Here is a 19,162-nt window from a genome sequence, read left to right as displayed (position 1 = left end):
CAGGCGCACGGCCCTCCGTTCAGCCCCCAGCTGAAACCGGCAGACCGCGCGCTTATACAGGTTCTGGGCAAAGATGCAAGGCGATTGCCTCAGGCGAGCACATACCAGAAATCGAGGTCCAGACTGGCCGGATCGCACAGGTCCAGAAGCGGCTGGCAGACCGGGTGCCCGACATAGCCATCGCACAGACGCTTTGTCTTTCCAAGTGAGCGGCCGCTTCGACCCGTTTTTGCCGTCAGGTCTTCAGGCGGTAGCCGGTTTTGAAGATCCACCAGATCGCGCCGAGGCACAGAACCAGGAAGAACGAGATCATGCCGATGCTCACGCCGATTCCCACATCCGAGGTCTCGTAGAAGCTCCAGCGGAAGCCGCTGATGAGGTAGAGAACAGGGTTGGCGAGCGTCACCTTCTGCCAGAATTCCGGCAGCATCTGGATCGAGTAGAACGAGCCGCCCAGAAACACGAGCGGCGTGATCACCAGCAGCGGAATGAGCTGCAGTTTCTCGAAATTGTCGGCCCAGATGCCGATGATGAAGCCGAACAGGCTGAAAGTCACCGCCGTCATCACCAGAAAGAAGAGCATCCAGAAGGGGTGCCTGATCTCGATGGGCACGAAGAGATGCGCCGTGGCCAGAATGATCAGGCCCAGAATGATCGATTTGGTGGCCGCGGCCCCCACATAGCCCAGCACGATCTCGAAGAACGAAATCGGCGCCGACAGAACCTCATAGATCGTGCCGATGAATTTTGGGAAATAGATGCCGAAGGACGCGTTGGAGATCGAGTTTTGCAACAGTGTGAGCATCATCAGGCCCGGCACGATGAACGCGCCATACTGCACGCCGTCGATCTCCTCGATGCGCGAGCCGATGGCCGCGCCGAAGACGATGAAATAGAGAGAGGTGGAGAGCACCGGCGAGATCACGCTTTGCAGGAGCGTGCGCTTCATGCGCGCCATCTCGAAGAGATAGATGGATTTGACGGCTTCGAAGTTCACTGCTTTTCCTCCACCACCAGGCTCACGAAGATGTCTTCAAGCGAGCGCTGCTGTGTATCGAGATCCTTGACGATGATGTCGGCCTCGCCAAGCGCCGAGAGAAGCGTGGCGATGCCTGTCCGGTTTGCCTGCGTGTCATAGGAATAGATGATCTGCTGGCCATCGTCGGTCAGCTTCAGATCAAAATGGGAGAGCGTCTCGGGCAGGCTCTCGAGCGGCTTTTGCAGGTCGAGCGTCAGTTGCTTCTGACCGAGCTTGCGCATCAGTTCGGCCTTGTCCTCGACCAGAAGAAGCTCACCCTTCCGGATGACGCCCACCCGGTCGGCGATTTCCTCCGCCTCCTCGATGTAATGCGTGGTCAGGATGATGGTGACGCCCGTGTCGCGCAGGCGCTTGACCAGCCGCCACATATCCTTGCGCAGCTCCACGTCGACGCCGGCGGTCGGCTCGTCCAGAAAGAGGATGCGCGGCTCATGGGCCAGAGCCTTGGCGATCATGACACGCCGCTTCATGCCGCCTGAAAGCGCGATGATCTGGCTGTCTTTCTTTTCGTAGAGCGAGAGGTCGCGCAAAATCTGCTCGACCAGAGCCGGGTTCGGCTTCTTGCCGAACAGGCCGCGGCTGTAACTCACCGTGGCCCAGACCGTCTCGAAGGTTTCGGTGTGCAGTTCCTGCGGCACGAGGCCGATCAGCTTTCGCGCCTCGCGGTACTGGCTGACAATGTCATTGCCTTCCACCTTCACCGTGCCGGTGGAGGGGCGCACAAGCCCGCAGATGATCGAGATCATCGTCGTCTTGCCGGCGCCATTGGGGCCGAGCAGGGCGAGGATTTCACCGCGTTCGATGTCGAGATCGACCGATTTGAGCGCGGTGACGCCGCCTTTGTAGGTCTTGGATAGATTCTTTATGGAAAGGGCTGTCGTCATGGAAGCGCGTCCGTGAGATCGGAAAAGGGGAGCCGCGCAGATATAGGCAATAAGCCGTCATCATGCCAGCGGACCGCCATGCCCGCTGACAAACCCTGACATCGTCCGGATGGAAAGGTGAGGGGCGAACGCTCCTCGGGACAGACCTAATTGTTTTCCGGGTCCGTCTCCGCCTCGAAGGCGAGCTGTCCGCAGCGCACCATTGCATAAAGCGCCGGCAGCCCGACGATCACCGCAAGTACGATTTCTCCGACCGAGTTGAGGTGCAGAAGACCGGAAAGTCCCCACACGCCCGCAGCTGATGCCACGGCCACTTCGGTGGACACAAAAAGCGTCACCGAAACAAAGCCAAGCATCTGGAGAAGTGTGACCTTGCGCGCCGGCGTCTTCACCTGCGGCTGTTCAGTTCCAAAAGACATGTCTGAAAATACCCCTGCACGCCACCGGAATTGGGGCGGAGCCCGGCAACTACTCTCCTCAATTGTGGAGTTTTCATGTCAGGGCAGGAGCAAGACCCGAAATGCCCAAAAAGCTTGACGCGCCAGTTGTGTTGCGTCACCAGATGCGCCCGATAACGATGTTATTTTGGAGATTTGGCGATGGGCATCGCTTTCACCTTTCCGGGACAGGGCAGCCAGGCTGTCGGCATGGGACGCGATCTGGCGGATGCGTTTCCGGAAGCACGGGATGTGTTCCACGAGGTCGACGACGCGCTGGAGCAGAAGCTTTCCAGCATCATGTGGGAAGGCCCGGAGGATGAGCTGACGCTCACGGCCAATGCACAGCCGGCGCTGATGGCGGTTTCCATTGCCGCAATGCGTGTCATGGAAAAGGGTGGTCTGTCGCTGAAGGACAAGGTGTCCTGCGTGGCCGGTCATTCGCTCGGCGAATATTCCGCGCTCTGCGCTGCCGGCATGTTCTCGCTGGCCGATACGGCGCGCCTCCTGCGCATTCGCGGCAACGCCATGCAGGCAGCCGTTCCGGTTGGCGAGGGTGCGATGGCGGCGATCATCGGCCTTGAGGCGGCAGACGTCGAAGAGATCTGCAAGGCGGCCGCCGGGAGCGGCGTATGCCAGATCGCCAATGACAATGGCGGCGGACAGCTGGTGATTTCCGGCGCAAAGGCGGCTGTTGAGCAGGCAGCGGCGTTTGCCACGGAGAAGGGCGCGAAGCGCGCGATCATGCTGCCGGTGTCAGCGCCGTTCCACTCCGCGCTCATGAAGCCGGCCGCAGACGCCATGCGCGAAGCACTGGCCGATGTGAAGAAAAACGCGCCGATCGTGCCTGTCGTGGCCAATGTCACGGTTTCGTCGCTGAGCGATCCCGAAGAGATTGCCGAGCGGCTGGTCGAGCAGGTGACGGGCCGTGTGCGCTGGCGCGAAACGGTTGGCTGGTTCGGCGAGAATGGCGTCGACACGCTTTACGAGATCGGTTCGGGCAAGGTCCTGTCGGGGCTGGCGCGCCGCATCAACCGCGATCTCAAGGCGGTTCCGGTCAACACGCCGGCCGATATCGAAACGGCAATGGCTGCGCTCGTCTGAGCAGCAGCGCCACGATGGGCAATCGTGCCCAAACAATGAATCAGGTGACTGAAAAGGACAACGTCATGTTTGATCTGAGCGGCCGCAAGGCACTGGTGACGGGCGCCACCGGCGGCATTGGCGAGGCGATTGCGCGCATTCTGCATGCGCAGGGCGCCATTGTCGGCCTGCATGGCACGCGCGTCGAGAAGCTCGAGGCGCTCGCCGCCGATCTGGGCGACCGCGTAAAGCTTCTGCCGGCGAACCTGTCGGATCGCAGTGAAGTCAAGCAGTTGGCCGAGAAGGCGGAATCTGAACTCGAAGGCGTCGACATTCTGGTCAACAATGCGGGCATCACCCGCGACGGCCTGTTCGTGCGCATGAGCGACGAAGACTGGGATTCGGTCCTCGAGATCAATCTCGGCTCGGTTTTCCGTCTGACCCGCGAGCTGACGCACCCGATGATGCGCCGCCGATTCGGCCGCATCATCAACATCACCTCCGTGGTGGGCGTCACCGGCAATCCCGGCCAGGCGAATTACTGCGCCTCCAAGGCGGGCCTGATCGGCTTCTCCAAGTCGCTGGCGCAGGAAATCGCCAGCCGCTCGATCACGGTCAACTGCGTTGCTCCGGGCTTCATCGAATCGGCCATGACCGACAAGCTCAACGACAAGCAGCGTGACGCCATCATGGGCGCCATTCCGATGAAGCGCATGGGCAATGGTGCGGAAGTCGCATCGGCTGTCGCCTATCTCGCATCCAACGAGGCTTCCTACGTGACCGGCCAGACCGTGCACGTGAATGGCGGCATGGCAATGATCTGATCGGTTCACACCGGTCGACACGATGAGCGGGCTCGAGACAAAACGCTTTGTTCTGCGGGATTTCGAGCCCGCCGATGTGGCCGCCCTTGCGGCCTATCAGGCGGATCCGCGTTTCGTTTCCGCACGCCGCAAGGCCGGACAGGCCGCAGGCGATCCGGCAGAGCTTGTTGCGCTCTTTCGCCAGTGGGCAGCGGAGTATCCGCGCAAAAACCACCAGTTTGCAGTGATCTGTCGTAAAACCGGCCGCCTTGTCGGCTGTGCGGGGCTGCGCGCGGCGAATTGTCCACAGGACAGTGGCGAACTCGGAATCGAACTCTCTCCCGACCTCTGGGGACGTTATGGCAGCGCTGCCGAGATCGCAGGCGCATTGCTCGATTTCGGCTTCTCAGAGCTCGGCCTGGTGGAAATATTCGGCGACACCACTGCTGAAAATCATCAGGCGGCCCGGCTCGCCTCGTTTCTGGGCGCACAGCCGGAAACCGTCGAAGCAGCCGCAAAGCAAGGTGAGGAAAGCGGTTCAGCGCCTGTCCGATGGCGGTTCTCGCACAAGGCATGGCGGGCACGGGATGGATCGCGTCCGGGGGCTCGTCCAAAGTGGATGTCGGGTGATTAACGCTTGGCTCGCGCAGTTAAATCGTGATATGCGCCCGCCGAAAGCCGTTCCACGAGCCGCGCGTAACCCGTGTATCGAGGACGGAATAACGAAGGCTTCGCGCTGGCCATGTCAGCGGGTTAGTCGTCATTTAGCTTGATTAGCGGCAATCGTGCGGCTAACGAAGATCGGAAATTCAGAAAGTCGAGGGTTCTCTCATGAGCGATACTGCAGAACGCGTTAAGAAAATCGTTGTCGAGCATCTGGGCGTCGAAGGCGACAAGGTGAACGAAGGCGCAAGCTTCATTGATGATCTTGGCGCAGACAGCCTCGACACCGTCGAGCTGGTCATGGCCTTTGAAGAAGAGTTCGGCGTTGAAATCCCGGACGACGCTGCCGAGACGATCCTCACCGTCGGCGACGCAGTGAAGTACATCGACAAGGCGACCGCCTAACGCCTCCGGCGTTATCGCTACAAAAACGTAGTCAAGGCGGATATTCAGCATATGAGACGTGTTGTCGTCACCGGTATGGGGCTTCTTTCACCGTTCGGCCTCGGTGTTGAACATGGGTGGAAGAGCCTGCTTTCGGGCAAGAGTGCGGCCAGCCGCATCGACAGTTTTGAGGTCGATGATCTGCCGTGCAAGATCGCCAATACGATCCCGCGTGAAGGCGAAGGGGCGTTCAACCCCGACGCCTTTCTGGAACCCCGCGAGCAGCGCAAGATCGGTGAGTTCATCACCTACGGCATTGCTGCGGCAGACCAGGCGCTGGAAGATTCCGGCTGGAAGCCGGAAACCGAAGACGACAGATACGCCACCGGCGTTCTGATCGGTTCGGGTATCGGCGGCATCGAAGGCATTGCTGAAAACGCCTTGACGCTGGAGCAGCGCGGTCCGCGCCGCATCAGCCCCTTCTTCATCCCCGGCAACATCATCAACATGGTGTCCGGCCAGGTGTCCATTCGACACGGATTGAAGGGGCCGAACCATGCGGTCGTGACCGCTTGCTCCACCGGCGCGCACGCCATTGGCGATGCTGCGCGCCTCATCATGCTTGGTGACGCCGACGTCATGCTTGCGGGTGGTGCGGAAGCACCGATCACCCGTCTGTCGATCGCCGGCTTCTCCGCATGCAAGGCTCTCTCCACCAGCTTCAACGATACGCCGGAAATCGCTTCCAGGCCCTATGACCGCGACCGCGACGGTTTCGTCATGGGCGAGGGTGCAGGCGTGCTCGTGCTGGAAGAGCTGGAGCATGCAAAGGCGCGTGGCGCCAAGATTTACGCCGAAGTGGTTGGCTATGGCCTGACGGGCGACGCCTATCACATCACGGCGCCGGCGGAAGACGGCGACGGTGCCTATCGCTGCATGAAGGCAGCGTTGAAGCGCGCCGGCATGACACCTGCCGATCTGGACTACATCAACGCACATGGCACTTCGACCATGGCGGACACCATCGAGCTTGGAGCCGTGGAGCGCCTCATGGGCGATGCCGCAGGCAATGTTTCGATGTCGTCCACCAAGTCGGCCATCGGCCATCTGCTTGGTGCCGCGGGTGCAGCAGAAGCGATCTTCTCGGTTCTGGCCATTCGCGACAACATCGTGCCGCCGACCATCAATCTGGACAATCCACAGGTTGAAACGGCCATCGATCTGGTGCCCAACAAGCCGCGCGAACGTCAGGTTGACGTAGCGCTCTCCAACTCCTTTGGCTTTGGCGGCACCAACGCGTCTCTCGTATTCAAGCGTTATGAGGCCTGAACGTTTCCGATAGCGGGCTTGCAGTTTTGCCATTTTCGCAATTCATTCTGTTCTGACACGAATCGAAATGGCGCGCGGCAAGCTCCGGTGACGCAATTTTCGAAACTTGCGTAAACGTTCATAACGCGAACACAGAATAGGACAGGACCGGCGGCAATTGGCGCCGTTCTGAAAGGGAGCGGTCCAAGAAGCATGACAGGGACTTCCGGCGATAATTCCAGCGGCTATGGCCGCCAGCCAGACGAAGAGCGCGGCCGTACGTTCAAACCGGCCAGCCAGACATTACGACCGGAGGCGGGAACCCCGCCACCGAAGCGCTCCAGGCGCGCGCGCAGCCAGTTCGTGGTGTTCTTCAACTTCGTCTTCTCTTCCATCGTCTTTCTGGTGGTTCTGGCCGGCTTCGCCTTCTATTTCGGCAAGCGCGAATTCCATCAGCCCGGCCCGTCAAGCACGGCCGAGACCGTTCTCATCAAACCGAACACGGGTGTGAACCAGATCGCCAGCCTGCTCGAGCGCGAGGGCGTGATCAGCGATGCGCGCATCTTCTCCATCGGTGTGCGCGCCTATGGCGCCGATTCCGAGCTCAAGGCCGGTGAGTACGCCATCGACGCCCGCGCTTCGATGCATGACGTCATGGAGCTTCTGAAGAGCGGCAAGAGCGTTCTTTACTCGCTCACCATCCCGGAAGGGCGGACCGTCGTCGAGGTGTTCCAGCGTATTCAGGATACCCCGGAACTCTCCGGCAAGCTGCCGGATGAGATGCCGCCGGAAGGCAGTCTTGCAGCCGACACGCTGCGCTTTACGCGCGGCATGGACCGCACGGCGGTCGTCGAGAAGCTCCTTGAGGATCAGCGCGAGCTGGTCGACAGCATCTGGGAGCGCCGCGACGAGGGACTTCCGGTCAAGGACAAGAACGAGTTCGTAACGCTGGCCTCCATCGTGGAGAAGGAAACCGGCATTGCCGACGAGCGCCCGCGCGTTGCAGCCGTCTTCATCAACCGTCTGAACAAGGGCATGCGTCTGCAGTCGGACCCGACCATCATCTATGGTCTGTTTGGCGGCCAGGGCAAACCGGCCGATCGCCCGATCTACCGGTCCGACATCGACAAGAAGACGCCTTACAACACCTATCAGATCGACGGGCTTCCGCCCACACCGATCGCCAATCCGGGCCGTGCGGCGCTTGAGGCCGTGGCAAACCCGTCGCAGACCGACGAACTCTACTTCGTCGCGGACGGTACGGGCGGTCACGCCTTTGCCAAGACGCTCAAAGAGCACAATGAGAACGTCGCACGCTGGCGCAAGCTGGAGCGCGAGCGCCAGACGGAAGACGAGGCCGGCTCCAACTGAGCCGGACCGTCGCGCGAAGAGGGGGACGCATGAGCAGGCTTCAAAGCATGACGGGCTTTGCCCGTGCTTCGCGCGACCATGATGCCGGTGGCATCGCTTGGGAGCTGAAATCGGTAAACGGGCGCAGCCTTGAAACCCGCTTTCGCCTCCCTCCCGGTTTTGAACGGATCGAGCAGGGCGCGCGCCAGCGTCTGCAGAAGCGCTTTTCGCGCGGCAATGTGCAGGCTTCGCTGAATTTTACGCAGAATGGCGCTCTGCGCCGCCCGGTTGTCGATGAAGAGTTCCTGAAAGAGGTCGCAGAACTGGCCGGTCGCCTGCACGAGCAGTTCGGCGCTGCTCCTGCAACGGCAGACGGGCTGCTGGGCCTGCGCGGTGTGCTCGACTATGCCGATCCCGTGGCGGATGAAGAGGTTCGCGCCTCGCTCGACGAAGCCATTCTGTCGACCTTCGATGAGGCGCTTGTCAGCCTTGAGAATGCGCGGCGGGATGAGGGTGCGGCGCTCGAACGTATCCTGCTTGACCAGGTGGCGCGCATCGAGACGCTGACCGATCAGGTCGAAAATGATTCCTCCCGCTCGCCCGAGGCCATACGCCAGCGTCTGAGCGAGCAGGTCGCCCGCCTCATGGATGCGACCACCGGCTTCGATGAAGCCCGCCTCCACGCCGAGGCCGCCATCCTTGCAGGCAAGGCGGATATCCGTGAAGAGATCGACCGTTTGCGCGCACATATCGCATCGGCCCGGGCTCTGATCGCCTCCGGCGGCCCCATAGGTCGAAAGCTTGACTTCCTCGGTCAGGAGTTCAACCGCGAATCCAACACGCTTTGCTCAAAGTCCAACGCGACAACCGTCACGGCCATCGGCCTTGAATTAAAGGCCGTCGTCGATCAGTTCCGCGAGCAGGTCCAAAATCTGGAGTAGACCATGTCCTCGCAGACGTCTCCTGCCGTTTCGACCGAAGTCGCGCGCCGCGGCCTTATGCTCGTCCTGTCTTCACCTTCGGGTGCAGGCAAGTCGACCATCGCACGCACGCTTCTGGCCGAGGTGAAGGGGTTTGAACTTTCGGTAAGCGTTACCACGCGCCCCCGCCGCGCCAGCGAAATTGAAGGGGTGCACTACCACTTCAAGACGCAGCGCGAATTCGAGATCATGCGCGACAATGACGAATTGCTGGAGTGGGCCGAGGTTCACGGCAATTTCTACGGTACCCCCCGCGCGCCTGTCGAAAAGGCGCTGACCGAGGGGCGCGACATGCTGTTCGACATCGACTGGCAGGGCGCGGAGCAGCTGCGCGAGAAAATGCGCGGGGATGTGGTCTCCATCTTCATCCTGCCGCCCAGCATGAAGGAGCTGCTTGGCCGTCTCACGCGGCGCGCCGAGGATACGCCCGAGATCATCCAGACGCGTCTGAAGAATGCGCGGACGGAAATCGAGAAATGGCTGGATTACGATTATGTCGTGATCAATGAAGAGCTCGATCACGCCTTTTCGTCGGTGCGCTCCATCGTTGAGGCAGAGCGCCTGCGGCGCGACCGCCGCCCCGGCCTGTTTGATTTCGTTTCGGGCCTGCTCAGCGAAGACGGCAACTGAGCTTCATTTGCATTTCATGGTCGGGCTGCCTTACCCGACCATCTGCAAAATCCGTCAGGATGAACCGGTCTGGGAAGCGTTGGCCAGCGCCACGAATTCGGCCACTGAGAGCGTTTCCGCACGTCGCGTCGCATCGATCCCTGCGCGCGCCAGAAGCGCTTCACCACCCAGCGATTTGACGCTCTGGCGCAGCATCTTGCGGCGCTGGCCAAAGGCTGCTTCCGTGATCTTCGCCAGCCTTTTGGGCTCGACCGCCAGCGGCTCGGCGCGCGGCACGATATGCACCACGGACGACGTCACTTTCGGCGGGGGCGTAAAGGCCTGCGGAGGCAGGTCAAAGGCGATCTTGGAGACGGTGCGCCAGCCGGCCAGAACGCCAAGCCGACCATAGGCCTTGTCGCCGGGTTCGGCGACGATGCGCTGCGCCACTTCGCGCTGGAACATCAGCGTCATCGAGGCGTAGAAGGGCGGCCATGCGTCGGGCGTCAGCCAGCGTACGAGAAGCTCCGTTCCGATATTGTAGGGCAGGTTGGCGACAATCCGCACCTTGCCGTGCGCCTCCGGGGCGAGGGCTGCGAAGTCCGTTTCCATGGCGTCGCCATTCACCACGTCGAGCCGGCCCGGATAGTGCGCGGCGATCTCCGCCAGCGCATCGAGACAGCGCTCGTCACGTTCGATGGCGATCACGCGTTCTGCGCCGGCCATCAGCAGGGCGCGCGTCAGACCGCCCGGTCCGGGGCCGACCTCGATCACCGTCGCGCCTTCAAGATCGCCCGCAGCCCGGGCGACCTTGGCCGTCAGGTTCAGATCCAGAAGAAAGTTCTGGCCGAGCGATTTCTTGGCGGCGAGGCCATGCCTGGCGATGACCTCTCTGAGTGGTGGCAGGCCATCGGCCGTCATTTTATGGTGTCCGTATTGTCTGAGAGCCGGCGCGCAAGCCTGATCGCCGCAATCAGGCTGTCGGGCCGGGCGATGCCGCGTCCGGCAATGTCGAATGCCGTGCCGTGATCGGGAGATGTGCGGATGAAGGGAAGGCCGAGCGTGACGTTCACCGTCTCGTCAAAGGCAATGGTCTTCACGGGGATCAGCGCCTGATCGTGATACATGCAAAGTGCGGCGTCATAGCCAGTGCGGGCGCGGGCGTGAAACATCGTGTCGGCGGGCAGGGGACCGAATGCGTTGATCCCGTCTTCCTGAAGCGCGTGGATCGCCGGCGCGATGACGTCACGGTCTTCCGTGCCCATGGCCCCGCCTTCGCCGGCATGCGGGTTGAGCCCGGCAATGGCAAGGCGCGGTTCCGCGATGCCGAAGCGCTGACGCAGCTCCCGATGCGTGATCCGCGCGATCTCTTCCACGAGCGCCTGCGTCAGGGTTTCAGGAACCCCTGCCAGCGCCTGATGAACGGTCACCGGAACGGTCCGCAGATCGGGGCCTGCAAGCATCATGACAGGCGTGGCCGGCCTGCCGGTCAGCTCCTCTGCCAGATGGCCCAGAAACTCCGTGTGGCCCGGAAAACGAAAGCCTGCATCATAGAGCGGCTTCTTGGCGATGGGCGCGGTGACCACAGCCGCCGCACGGCTTTCCACCGTATCCGTCACGGCGCGTGATATGGCCTCGATGACACCGGCCGCATTCACCGTCTCGGGCTGGCCTGCGCTGTCGGTCAAACGGTTTTCGAGCGGTGCGACCGGCAGCCGATTGTCAAAAGCGGTCTCTGCCGCCTCGGGCTCTGCCTCGCACAGCGGTACGTCGAGCCCCAGATGGCGCGCGCGTGCGGCCAGAAGGGCAGGGTCGCCGAGAACATAGAAGGGCGACAGCTTATCCTGGTCGCGCCGAAGCCAGGCCTGAAGAATGACCTCCGGGCCGATTCCGGACGGATCGCCAATGCTTAGCGCGAGCGGGCGCAAGAGCCACCTCGTTGAATCTAGGGTCGAAGAAAGATGAGCCCGGCAAGGCCGGGCTCATGAAGAACAATCAGCGCTTGGTGATGCGCGCGTTCTTGCGCAGCTCGGCGAGATATTCCTGCGAGGCCTTTTCCATGTCCTCGCCGCCCGAGCCTTCACTCTGGAACATCATCTGAGCGACACGGTCGTCGGAAACTTCGCGCGTGCTGCAAACGCCGATGAACTCGACGCCGCGCTCTGTCGTGCGCACGCCGGTCGCGTTGCCGGGGGACGTCTTCTTGATCTGGTCTTTCCAGTCGCCCGGCAGCTCCGGTTCAAGAATACGGCCAAGGTCACGCACGGTCACGTCAATCAGCCCCTTGGCGAACTCACGGGTCGAATCGCAGCCCCGGAAGCGGCCACGCAGCGCCTGTGCTTCGCGCTGGCGCTTGCCAAGTAACTTCGAGCGCTCGGCAGACGGAACGACGAAGATGACCTGCTGAAGCATGTATTCGGTCGCGCTCGGTTTGTTGCCACCCTGCTGAAGCATCTTGGCTACAACATCCTGCTCGCTCATGCCGCCGGAAGAGCTGTTGCGCGCCTGCATGACGCGGCTCCAGCCGATCTGCGAACGGATGAAATCCTTGAAGTGCGCTGCCGTCACGCCCGACTGCGCCATCACCTGGTTCAACTGGCTGGTGGTCATCCGGTTTCCGCTGGCGAAGCGCTGATAGGCCTGATCCACCATCTCTTTGGGGATGTTGATGTTGCGCCGCTGCATTTCCTGCAGCTTGAGCGTCTGCTCGATCATCTGATCGGTGGCTTTCTGGCGCAGATTGCCACCCTCGCGCTGCAGTCGCAGAAATGCGACGCGCCGGTCGATATCGTAGCTGGTCACCGGAAGATTGTTGACCACATAGCGAATTTCGGTCGCCATGGCACTGGTACCGCCGAGAATGGGCATTGCCGTCGCCACGGCCAACGTCAACACGCTCGCGCGCACAATACGCCTGCAATTGCTAAACATCGTCACATTTCTCACTTTTGCACCCCGCAATTGCGTCTGGGATAACAGCAAATGCACTGGAGCTACAGTCCCTTGGACCGTTTTATCCGCCAGCCTGGGGCAAAATCATGACTTTAGGGGAGGTCATGTCCAAATGAGGCCGGAAGCGAAGCTCCCGGCCTGCCTGTTCAAAGGCTCACAGCCTCAGAAGCTTGACCCGAAGTCGCCGCTGCTGGTGCCGAAATCGCCGATGGTGCGCAGCGACACGCGGAAGCCGAACGAATGGTCGGTTTCCTTGGTCACGCGGTTTTCGCTGCGCGAATAGGTCATCGAATAGATGAAGCACTCATCGCCATAGGAGAACCCGTAGTCGTTCTTTACGACCGTCTCGCTCTCGATGTCGTAAGTGCCCGAAGCAAAACCGCTCCAGTTCTCGTCGAACTTGATCCTCGCGACGCCCGTCACTTCCTGTCGGTCGGTTTCAAACCCGTATAGTGGCTGGGCCTCGATATAGGCGTACTGCAACGAACCGGTTACCGCGCCAACGGTGGCGGCGGTCTTCAGGTCGGTACGGCGTACGTCGAAGGTCTCCTCGTCGAACCGTGCACCGGCGGAGAATGCAAAGCCGCCCGGGCTGGCGAAACCGATCATGCCGACAAAGTCGGAGACGTCCGTCTCAAGGCCGGAATAGGCGCCGACATTGACCAGATCAGGAGCCGCATAGGGGTTCGCGCCGGCAATCTGGTAGGACTGACCGAAGAGGCCCTGAGCAGTCCAGCCATTGGCGAAACTGCCGGAGTAGCGGATGCCGACATTGGCGCGCGTACCACCCTCAATGCGGTCATAGCCGGAGAACTTGTCACGCTCGAACAGCGTCGTCGCGTCGAACACGAGCGACTGCGCATCTTCGTTCGGAATGCCGAGCTTGTCCTGATAGGGAGCGTCGGGCCGGACGAAGATCTGCGCCACGGGTTCCAGCACGTGGCTGGCGCTCGTGGTGGAGAAAAGGATCGGCCAGCGCGCTTCCAGACCTGCCGTCGCCATGTAGCGATAGTAGGAGGAGCGCATATCGCTGCCGACCGGGGTGCCATTCAGCTCGAAGCTGGTGATGCCATTGACCGTGGTGGCATCATAATCGGTATAGATCGCGTCGCCACGGGCCTGCAGAAGCGGGGTCACGACGAGACCGCCCGACGTGACGAAAGAGCGCTTCCACTCGGCTTCGGCCGTCATGCGGCTGGCAAGCCCATCCATACCGTCGATACGCTCGTACGCCGATGGCATCCCGGAAACAGTGCGCCCACTCAACTGATCCCGATAGATGTTTTGAACATTGATATCGAGATTGAGCTCGCCGCCAGCCACCGACATGTCCGGTGTATAGGAATAGTCGAAGCTCGGCAGAACCCAGGGCTGCTGATCGTCACGCGCACTGGGGGAGGAGTCCAACACGTCTTCCTGAACGTCGAAATGGTAGGCGCGCAGGTCGAAGAAGTTCCGGTCATCAAGGCCGGTCAGATAAAGCTGGGATGTCTGAACCGTGTCCGAGAACCCGTCGATGCCATAGGTGCGCGAGAAGTTCTTGTCGGTCTGCGCAAGCACGTCCCAGCCGAAGGTCCAGCGCGGGTTGACGCGGAACTGGCCTTTGGAGCCGATCATGCCACGGCCGTCTTCGCTGCCATTGACCGTGTTCGGCCTCCAGGCCTCGGGGTCCTGCTGCTTGATACCGGCAATCTTGACGCTGTACTGGCCGTTGTCGAAACGCTGACGCCACTCGGCTTCGCCAAGGAAGCCCTGATTCGTATAGTAGGTGCCTGTTACCGTAAGGTCATACGTCGGCGAGAGCGCGAGGTAATAGGGAACGCTGACGCCGAAGCCGAGCTCGTCATTGTATGAAGCGCTCGGAATCAGGAAGCCCGTTTTGCGCTTCACCGTCGGGTCCGCCACCTCGAGATAGGGGAGGTAGGCAATCGGCATGCCGAAGAATTCGAATCGCGAACGCTCAAAACGAACTGTCTTGGATTCACCGTTCCAGATGATCTTCTGTGCCTTGATCTGCCAGATCGGCGGTTTGCCGGGTTTGTCACGGCAGGGTTCGCACGCGGTGTAGACACCATTGTTGAAGGTGGTCAGCCGACCGCCTGAGCGTTCAGCGCTCTCGGCAGCGAAATAGGTCTTGTCGACAGTCTCGACGCGCAGCGCATTGACGAAGCCGTCGCGGAAGTCATCCGTGACGTCGATCTCGTCTGCATAGATCTTGTTGCCGTCTTTCTCGATGATCTGCACACGGCCGCGCGCAACAACGCGGGACGTTGCCCGGTCATAGACGACCCGGTCTGCAACGAGATTGTTTCCGGCATATTCGATCTGCACACCGCCGGCGGCAGTGATCGTGCTCTGATCGTTGTCGTAAATGAGATTGTCCGCCGTCAGCAGCATCTGTGCGTCTTGCGGAAGGTCCGATACGTCCAGCCCGCCGGTCTGCGCCAGGGCAGTGACCTGCGGAAGCAATGCATAGGTGCACAAGGTCGCCAACGCGGTCGCGCCCATCAAATGCGCTAACCGTGCGGACATGCCGGCTCTGTTTGCCGAAACCCCCACTAACCGTCCTCCTTGTACAATAGGAAAGTCACCCCATAGAACATCGCCACGACCACAGGCGTCCAGGCAGCTACAACCGGAGGTACAACTCCGGCGCTACCGAACGCCTTGACCAGGACCGAAACCACATAAAGCAGAAAGCCGGCGAGGATTCCACCCAGAATCACCGTTGCTGACTGTCCCATTCGCGTAAATCTCATGGATACCGTAGCGGCAATCAGCGTCATGGCGACGAGCAGGAGGGGTAATACTACAAGTGAATGAAAATGCGTGGCAAAGGCGTTTGCCTTGAGCCCGAAGGAGCGCGCGACTTCGATCTTTCCAGGCAGTGCATAGATGGATGTCGCTTCAGGGCGCGCAAGCTGCTCGCCAACGAATTCTGGCTGGAGATTCGTTTCGATCTGCAGCGTTGCGATACGTTCTGCCGCAGCGGTACCGCGGCGACGTGCCACGTCCTGCAATTCCCAGAAACCATCGCGCAGAAATGCGCGTTCGGCGTCGAGTCGCTCATAGATGCGTCCATCGGCATCGATTCGGAAGAAAGTCGGGCGAATCAGGGTCTGCCCGCCGCTGAGGACAGAGGTGGAACCGATGATGGTTTCCTCATTGCCCGTACGCTGTTTGAGCCACTGTTCGGCTTCGGAATTGGTTGTGCTCTTTGCCCCGCGCACCTCGGCCTCGACAAGCTGCGCCTGGGCAAAGCCGTTGGCTGCCAGCGGGTTCAGCGCAGCAACGGCGATCACGCCGAAAACGAAGGAGCCGAATGCGATGGGCGTGAGGAACTGCCAGGCTGAAACGCCCGCCGCACGCGCCACCACAAGCTCATACTTGCGGTTGAGACTGATGAGCGTGGCCATGGCCGCAATCAGACCGATGAAGGGGATTGCCTGCAGAAGGATGATCGGTGTCTGCAGCGCGGCCAGCGAAAAGGCCCATTGCGGCGTGTAGCCCGGCAATCCCGCCGAGCGGCTCGAAACCTCGGCAAAGGTCACGATGAAGATCAGAAGACCGATGCCGAAAAAGTTCCAGGCTGCAATCGAGGCGTAGCGGCGGAAGAAATAGCCGCCAAGTGTCAGGCCGATCATCCGCGACCTCCTTCGGGCGAGCGCTTGCTGGCCAGCTTGATGCGAAGGCGGGTCATTGCCTCGGTCAGTTTCTGTGTCCGTGCGTTGAGCTTCTCAACCCAGTGTGTCGGCAGTTCCATCACACGATTTGTGAAGATGAAGAACGCGCATACGCCAAACATCAAAAGCGGGGCGGCATAGAGCACGAAGGAGAAAACGCGCGAGCTTTCGGCCTCGGTGCCCGAATAGAACCCGACCCACCGCACAAGCAGCGCGATCACCATCGTGGTCACCATCGGGTGCAGCCTGGCTTCGCGGAAGGAGCGCGCATCGCCGGCCACGGCCAGTCCGATCATGGCGAAGACCAGCGGGTAGAGCCATTCGGAGAAGCGCATGTGAAGTTCCGCCCGGAAGATCTGTGGCGACTTCTTGTAGAACTGGTCGTCCGGGTCGGGATTTAGGAGGAAGGCGAGGGAACGGTCCTTGGGGTGCAGGGTGGGTTCACCGCCGCCGCTGCTGGAAAACTGCGAGAGGTCGAAGGCGTAGGAATCAAAGCGGATCGTCGAGACGTCGCCATTCGCCGACTGCCGCTGCACCATGCCGTCCTGCATGACCAGAATGGAGCCACCATCGCGTTCAACGGCAGCACCTGTGCGCGCATGATAAATGAGCTTGGTGTTCTCTTCGCGCGAATCGGCGACGAAAATTCCGCCCAGAAGACCGTTGGGAAGGCGTTCCGAGACCTGAACGAAGAGACCGTCATCCACTTTCTGGAAGCTGCCTTCCTGAAGAACCGTGGTGATCAGGTCGGCGCGGGCATTGGCAAGCAGCGTGCGAAAGGCCTGGCGGGACGCGGGCTCAACCGTGTTGTTGATCAGGAAGGATGCAACGCTGGCGCCGATGGCGATGATCAGGATCGGCCGGATGATGGTGGCGCGCGGCGCGCCCGACGCATTGATGACCACCAGTTCCGAATCGGAATTCATGGTGGCGAGCGTCTGCGCCACGGCAATGCCGAGCGCGAAGGGGATCACGATGGGAATGACGGCAGGCAGGACAAGGGCGGCGACCATGAAGAACGTGCCGGCCGACTGGCCGCTATCGGTCACAAGGTCGATGCGGTTCAGGACCTGGGTGGTCCACACCAGCGCGAGCACCCACAGCAACGCGGCTGCGAACAGCGCGAAGGTACGGCGCATGATGTAAAGTTCGATTACCCGCATGGAAATCGGCAATCCGTTTCGTTGGAACAGCCCTCAACCGGCGCGCGCGAACCTAACGGCCCGCTTCCACGTGCACAATGCTCAACTGCCAGCTTTGAAGGGCGGCCCACCATTTCTTGTCCCAGGGGTGACAGTGGGCGGGATTGGTTAGAAAAAGCGAAACAAACGCAGTTAACAGATTGCTTACTGCCCAATAGCCGCACCGCAATCAATGATTGCGCGCGCGAAAAAACAGAATGCGCCTCGGCACAGCCCTTGCCAATCTTCATAAAACCTCCAAGATCGCCGGCATCTCTCAAAACGAGAAATCACGCAAATCTGGGAATTATCATGACCGACAGACCGAGCGTCTCTTTCGCCAAGTTCGCAATGCCCGAAAAGGGCACCGCCATTGTCCTGGCTTCGCAGGGTGGCGGACTGGGAGACAATGCGAAGGCCTGCGATCCGGAAGGCGTTCTGGCGCGCGCCTTCGAGGTGTCCGGCTTTTCCGGGAAACTGGCAAAGAGCGTTGAGGTTCTGGCGCCGGCCGGTTCGCAGCTTGACCGGTTGACCGCGATCGGCGCAGGCAAGACGGACGAACTCGGCGAGGAAAGCTGGGTGAAGATCGGGGGCGCCGCCCTTGCCGCCGCGAAGTCTGCCGATGCTGTCAGCGTTGTCGCCGATCTCGATGGTGCCGAGGTCAGCGCCGAGGATGCCGCCAATATCGCGCTCGGCATGCTGCTGCGCACCTACAGTTTTGACAAATACAAGACGAAGAGCCGTGACAACGGCAATGACAAGCCGTCGAAGAAGCTCAAGATCACCATTCAGTGCGCTGACCCGTCCGCCGCCAAGAAGGCGTTCGTGCGGGCAGAGGCCGTGGCGAACGGCGTTCTTGTCGCCCGCGATCTCGTCAATGAGCCCGCCAATGTGCTGGGACCGGTCGAGTTTGCAGCGAAGGCCAAGGAGCTCGAAAAGCTCGGCGCAAAGGTCGAGATCCTCACCGAAAAAGAGATGAAAAAGCTCGGCATGGGCTCGCTGCTCGGCGTTGCGCAGGGTTCCGTGCGTCCGCCGCGTCTGGCGGTCATCGAGTGGAACGGCGGCAAGTCCAAGGACAAGCCGGTCGCCTTCATCGGCAAAGGCGTCGTCTTCGACACAGGCGGCATTTCCATCAAGCCGGCAGGCGGTATGGAAGAGATGAAGGGCGACATGGGCGGTGCGGCTGCCGTTGTCGGCGTCATGCATGCACTGGCCGCCCGCAAGGCGAAGGTCAACGCCATCGGCATGATCGGCCTCGTGGAAAACATGCCCGACGGCAATGCCCAGCGCCCCGGCGACATCGTCACCTCCATGTCCGGTCAGACCATCGAGGTCATCAACACGGATGCGGAAGGCCGTCTCGTGCTCGCGGATGTGCTCTGGTACTGCAATGACCGCTACAAGCCGCAGTTCATGATCGATCTCGCCACGCTGACGGGCGCGATCATGGTGGCGCTCGGTCATCACCGCGCGGGGCTCTTCAGCAATGACGACACGCTGGCCGAACGTCTCTCCGCCGCCGGCGAGACGACGGGCGAGAAGGTGTGGCGCATGCCGCTCGGCGAGGAATACGACAAGCTGATCGATTCGAAGAATGCCGACATGAAGAACTCGTCCGGCCGCATGGCCGGCTCGATCACGGCCGCCCAGTTCCTTCAGCGTTTCGTCAAGGACGGCGCATGGGCGCATCTGGATATCGCCGGAACCGCCATGGGCGCGCCGCTCAGCGAGATCAACCGCTCCTGGGGCTCGGGCTACGGCGTACGTCTGCTCGACCGCCTCGTGGCCGACAGCTACGAATAGGTC

The 19,162-nt window shown here is 61.2% G+C and carries 18 protein-coding genes; 9 read left to right on the top strand and 9 right to left on the bottom strand.

The genetic code is table 11. From position 1 onward, the window contains the following. Positions 1-235: 235 nt before the first annotated feature. From AC4PTT_RS14020 to AC4PTT_RS14010, 3 genes are all read right to left on the bottom strand, one after another. On the bottom strand, positions 236-997 hold the full coding sequence (locus AC4PTT_RS14020; RefSeq protein ID WP_206546637.1) for an ABC transporter permease: 762 nt from the start codon (positions 995-997) through the stop codon (positions 236-238). Further along, positions 994-1,923, bottom strand: a complete 930-nt coding sequence (locus AC4PTT_RS14015; protein ID WP_492161474.1) for an ABC transporter ATP-binding protein — start codon at positions 1,921-1,923, stop codon at positions 994-996. Before AC4PTT_RS14015 ends, AC4PTT_RS14020 begins: the two co-directional genes overlap by 4 nt. 146 nt (positions 1,924-2,069) lie before the next feature. Further along, on the bottom strand, positions 2,070-2,342 hold the full coding sequence (locus AC4PTT_RS14010; RefSeq protein ID WP_206547378.1) for a hypothetical protein: 273 nt from the start codon (positions 2,340-2,342) through the stop codon (positions 2,070-2,072). Positions 2,343-2,522: 180 nt separating this feature from the next. Here AC4PTT_RS14010 and fabD point away from each other — a divergent pair, with 180 nt between their 5' ends. The 8 genes from fabD (at position 2,523) to gmk (ending at position 9,561) form a co-directional block, all read left to right on the top strand. Beyond that, positions 2,523-3,464 carry an ACP S-malonyltransferase gene (gene fabD / locus AC4PTT_RS14005; RefSeq protein WP_206993575.1) on the top strand — a complete coding sequence of 314 codons (942 nt, stop codon included), beginning with the start codon at positions 2,523-2,525 and terminating at the stop codon, positions 3,462-3,464. A gap of 65 nt (positions 3,465-3,529) precedes the next feature. Next, positions 3,530-4,267, top strand: coding sequence for a 3-oxoacyl-[acyl-carrier-protein] reductase (gene fabG / locus AC4PTT_RS14000; RefSeq protein ID WP_206546641.1), 738 nt, complete (start codon positions 3,530-3,532; stop codon positions 4,265-4,267). Between the two features lie 22 nt (positions 4,268-4,289). After that, a complete protein-coding gene (locus AC4PTT_RS13995; protein WP_492161473.1) occupies positions 4,290-4,880 on the top strand; it encodes a GNAT family N-acetyltransferase in 591 nt (196 codons plus the stop codon). Between the two features lie 197 nt (positions 4,881-5,077). Then, positions 5,078-5,314 (top strand): acyl carrier protein, encoded by a 237-nt coding sequence (locus AC4PTT_RS13990; RefSeq protein WP_113154713.1) that lies wholly within the window; start codon positions 5,078-5,080, stop codon positions 5,312-5,314. Positions 5,315-5,365: 51 nt separating this feature from the next. After that, positions 5,366-6,622: a beta-ketoacyl-ACP synthase II gene (fabF, locus tag AC4PTT_RS13985; protein ID WP_206546643.1), complete on the top strand. Its 1,257-nt coding sequence runs from the start codon at positions 5,366-5,368 to the stop codon at positions 6,620-6,622. 192 nt (positions 6,623-6,814) lie between these two features. Continuing rightward, the gene (gene mltG, locus AC4PTT_RS13980; protein ID WP_113154715.1) at positions 6,815-7,972 is read left to right on the top strand and encodes an endolytic transglycosylase MltG; all 1,158 of its coding nucleotides are present in this window, start codon (positions 6,815-6,817) and stop codon (positions 7,970-7,972) included. 29 nt (positions 7,973-8,001) lie between these two features. After that, a complete protein-coding gene (locus tag AC4PTT_RS13975) occupies positions 8,002-8,892 on the top strand; it encodes a YicC/YloC family endoribonuclease (protein ID WP_206546644.1) in 891 nt (296 codons plus the stop codon). 3 nt (positions 8,893-8,895) lie between these two features. Beyond that, positions 8,896-9,561: a guanylate kinase gene (gmk, locus tag AC4PTT_RS13970; RefSeq protein ID WP_113154717.1), complete on the top strand. Its 666-nt coding sequence runs from the start codon at positions 8,896-8,898 to the stop codon at positions 9,559-9,561. Positions 9,562-9,615: 54 nt separating this feature from the next. Here gmk and rsmA read toward each other — a convergent pair whose 3' ends face one another. The 6 genes from rsmA to lptF all read right to left on the bottom strand — a co-directional run bounded on the left by rsmA (position 9,616) and on the right by lptF (position 17,338). Continuing rightward, complete coding sequence (gene rsmA / locus AC4PTT_RS13965) at positions 9,616-10,461, bottom strand: 16S rRNA (adenine(1518)-N(6)/adenine(1519)-N(6))-dimethyltransferase RsmA (protein ID WP_317089710.1); 846 nt, start codon at positions 10,459-10,461, stop codon at positions 9,616-9,618. Next, entirely contained in the window at positions 10,458-11,468 is a 1,011-nt protein-coding gene (gene pdxA, locus AC4PTT_RS13960; RefSeq protein WP_492161472.1) for a 4-hydroxythreonine-4-phosphate dehydrogenase PdxA, read from the bottom strand. Before pdxA ends, rsmA begins: the two co-directional genes overlap by 4 nt. Positions 11,469-11,535: 67 nt before the next feature. Then, positions 11,536-12,471 (bottom strand): peptidylprolyl isomerase, encoded by a 936-nt coding sequence (locus tag AC4PTT_RS13955; RefSeq protein ID WP_113154720.1) that lies wholly within the window; start codon positions 12,469-12,471, stop codon positions 11,536-11,538. A gap of 183 nt (positions 12,472-12,654) precedes the next feature. Then, positions 12,655-15,024 carry an LPS-assembly protein LptD gene (locus AC4PTT_RS13950; protein WP_492161471.1) on the bottom strand — a complete coding sequence of 790 codons (2,370 nt, stop codon included), beginning with the start codon at positions 15,022-15,024 and terminating at the stop codon, positions 12,655-12,657. Between the two features lie 26 nt (positions 15,025-15,050). Continuing rightward, positions 15,051-16,136, bottom strand: a complete 1,086-nt coding sequence (gene lptG, locus AC4PTT_RS13945; RefSeq protein WP_317561068.1) for an LPS export ABC transporter permease LptG — start codon at positions 16,134-16,136, stop codon at positions 15,051-15,053. After that, positions 16,133-17,338 carry an LPS export ABC transporter permease LptF gene (lptF, locus tag AC4PTT_RS13940; RefSeq protein ID WP_492161470.1) on the bottom strand — a complete coding sequence of 402 codons (1,206 nt, stop codon included), beginning with the start codon at positions 17,336-17,338 and terminating at the stop codon, positions 16,133-16,135. Before lptF ends, lptG begins: the two co-directional genes overlap by 4 nt. A gap of 330 nt (positions 17,339-17,668) precedes the next feature. Between lptF and AC4PTT_RS13935 the strand changes: the two genes are divergently transcribed. Continuing rightward, entirely contained in the window at positions 17,669-19,159 is a 1,491-nt protein-coding gene (locus tag AC4PTT_RS13935) for a leucyl aminopeptidase (protein ID WP_206546649.1), read from the top strand. Positions 19,160-19,162 lie beyond the last annotated feature (3 nt).

Source organism: Nitratireductor sp. WH36-1, assembly GCF_058725515.1.
The sequence above is the reverse complement of the archived record's forward strand: the minus strand, read 5'-3'. Positions and strand labels throughout refer to the sequence as shown.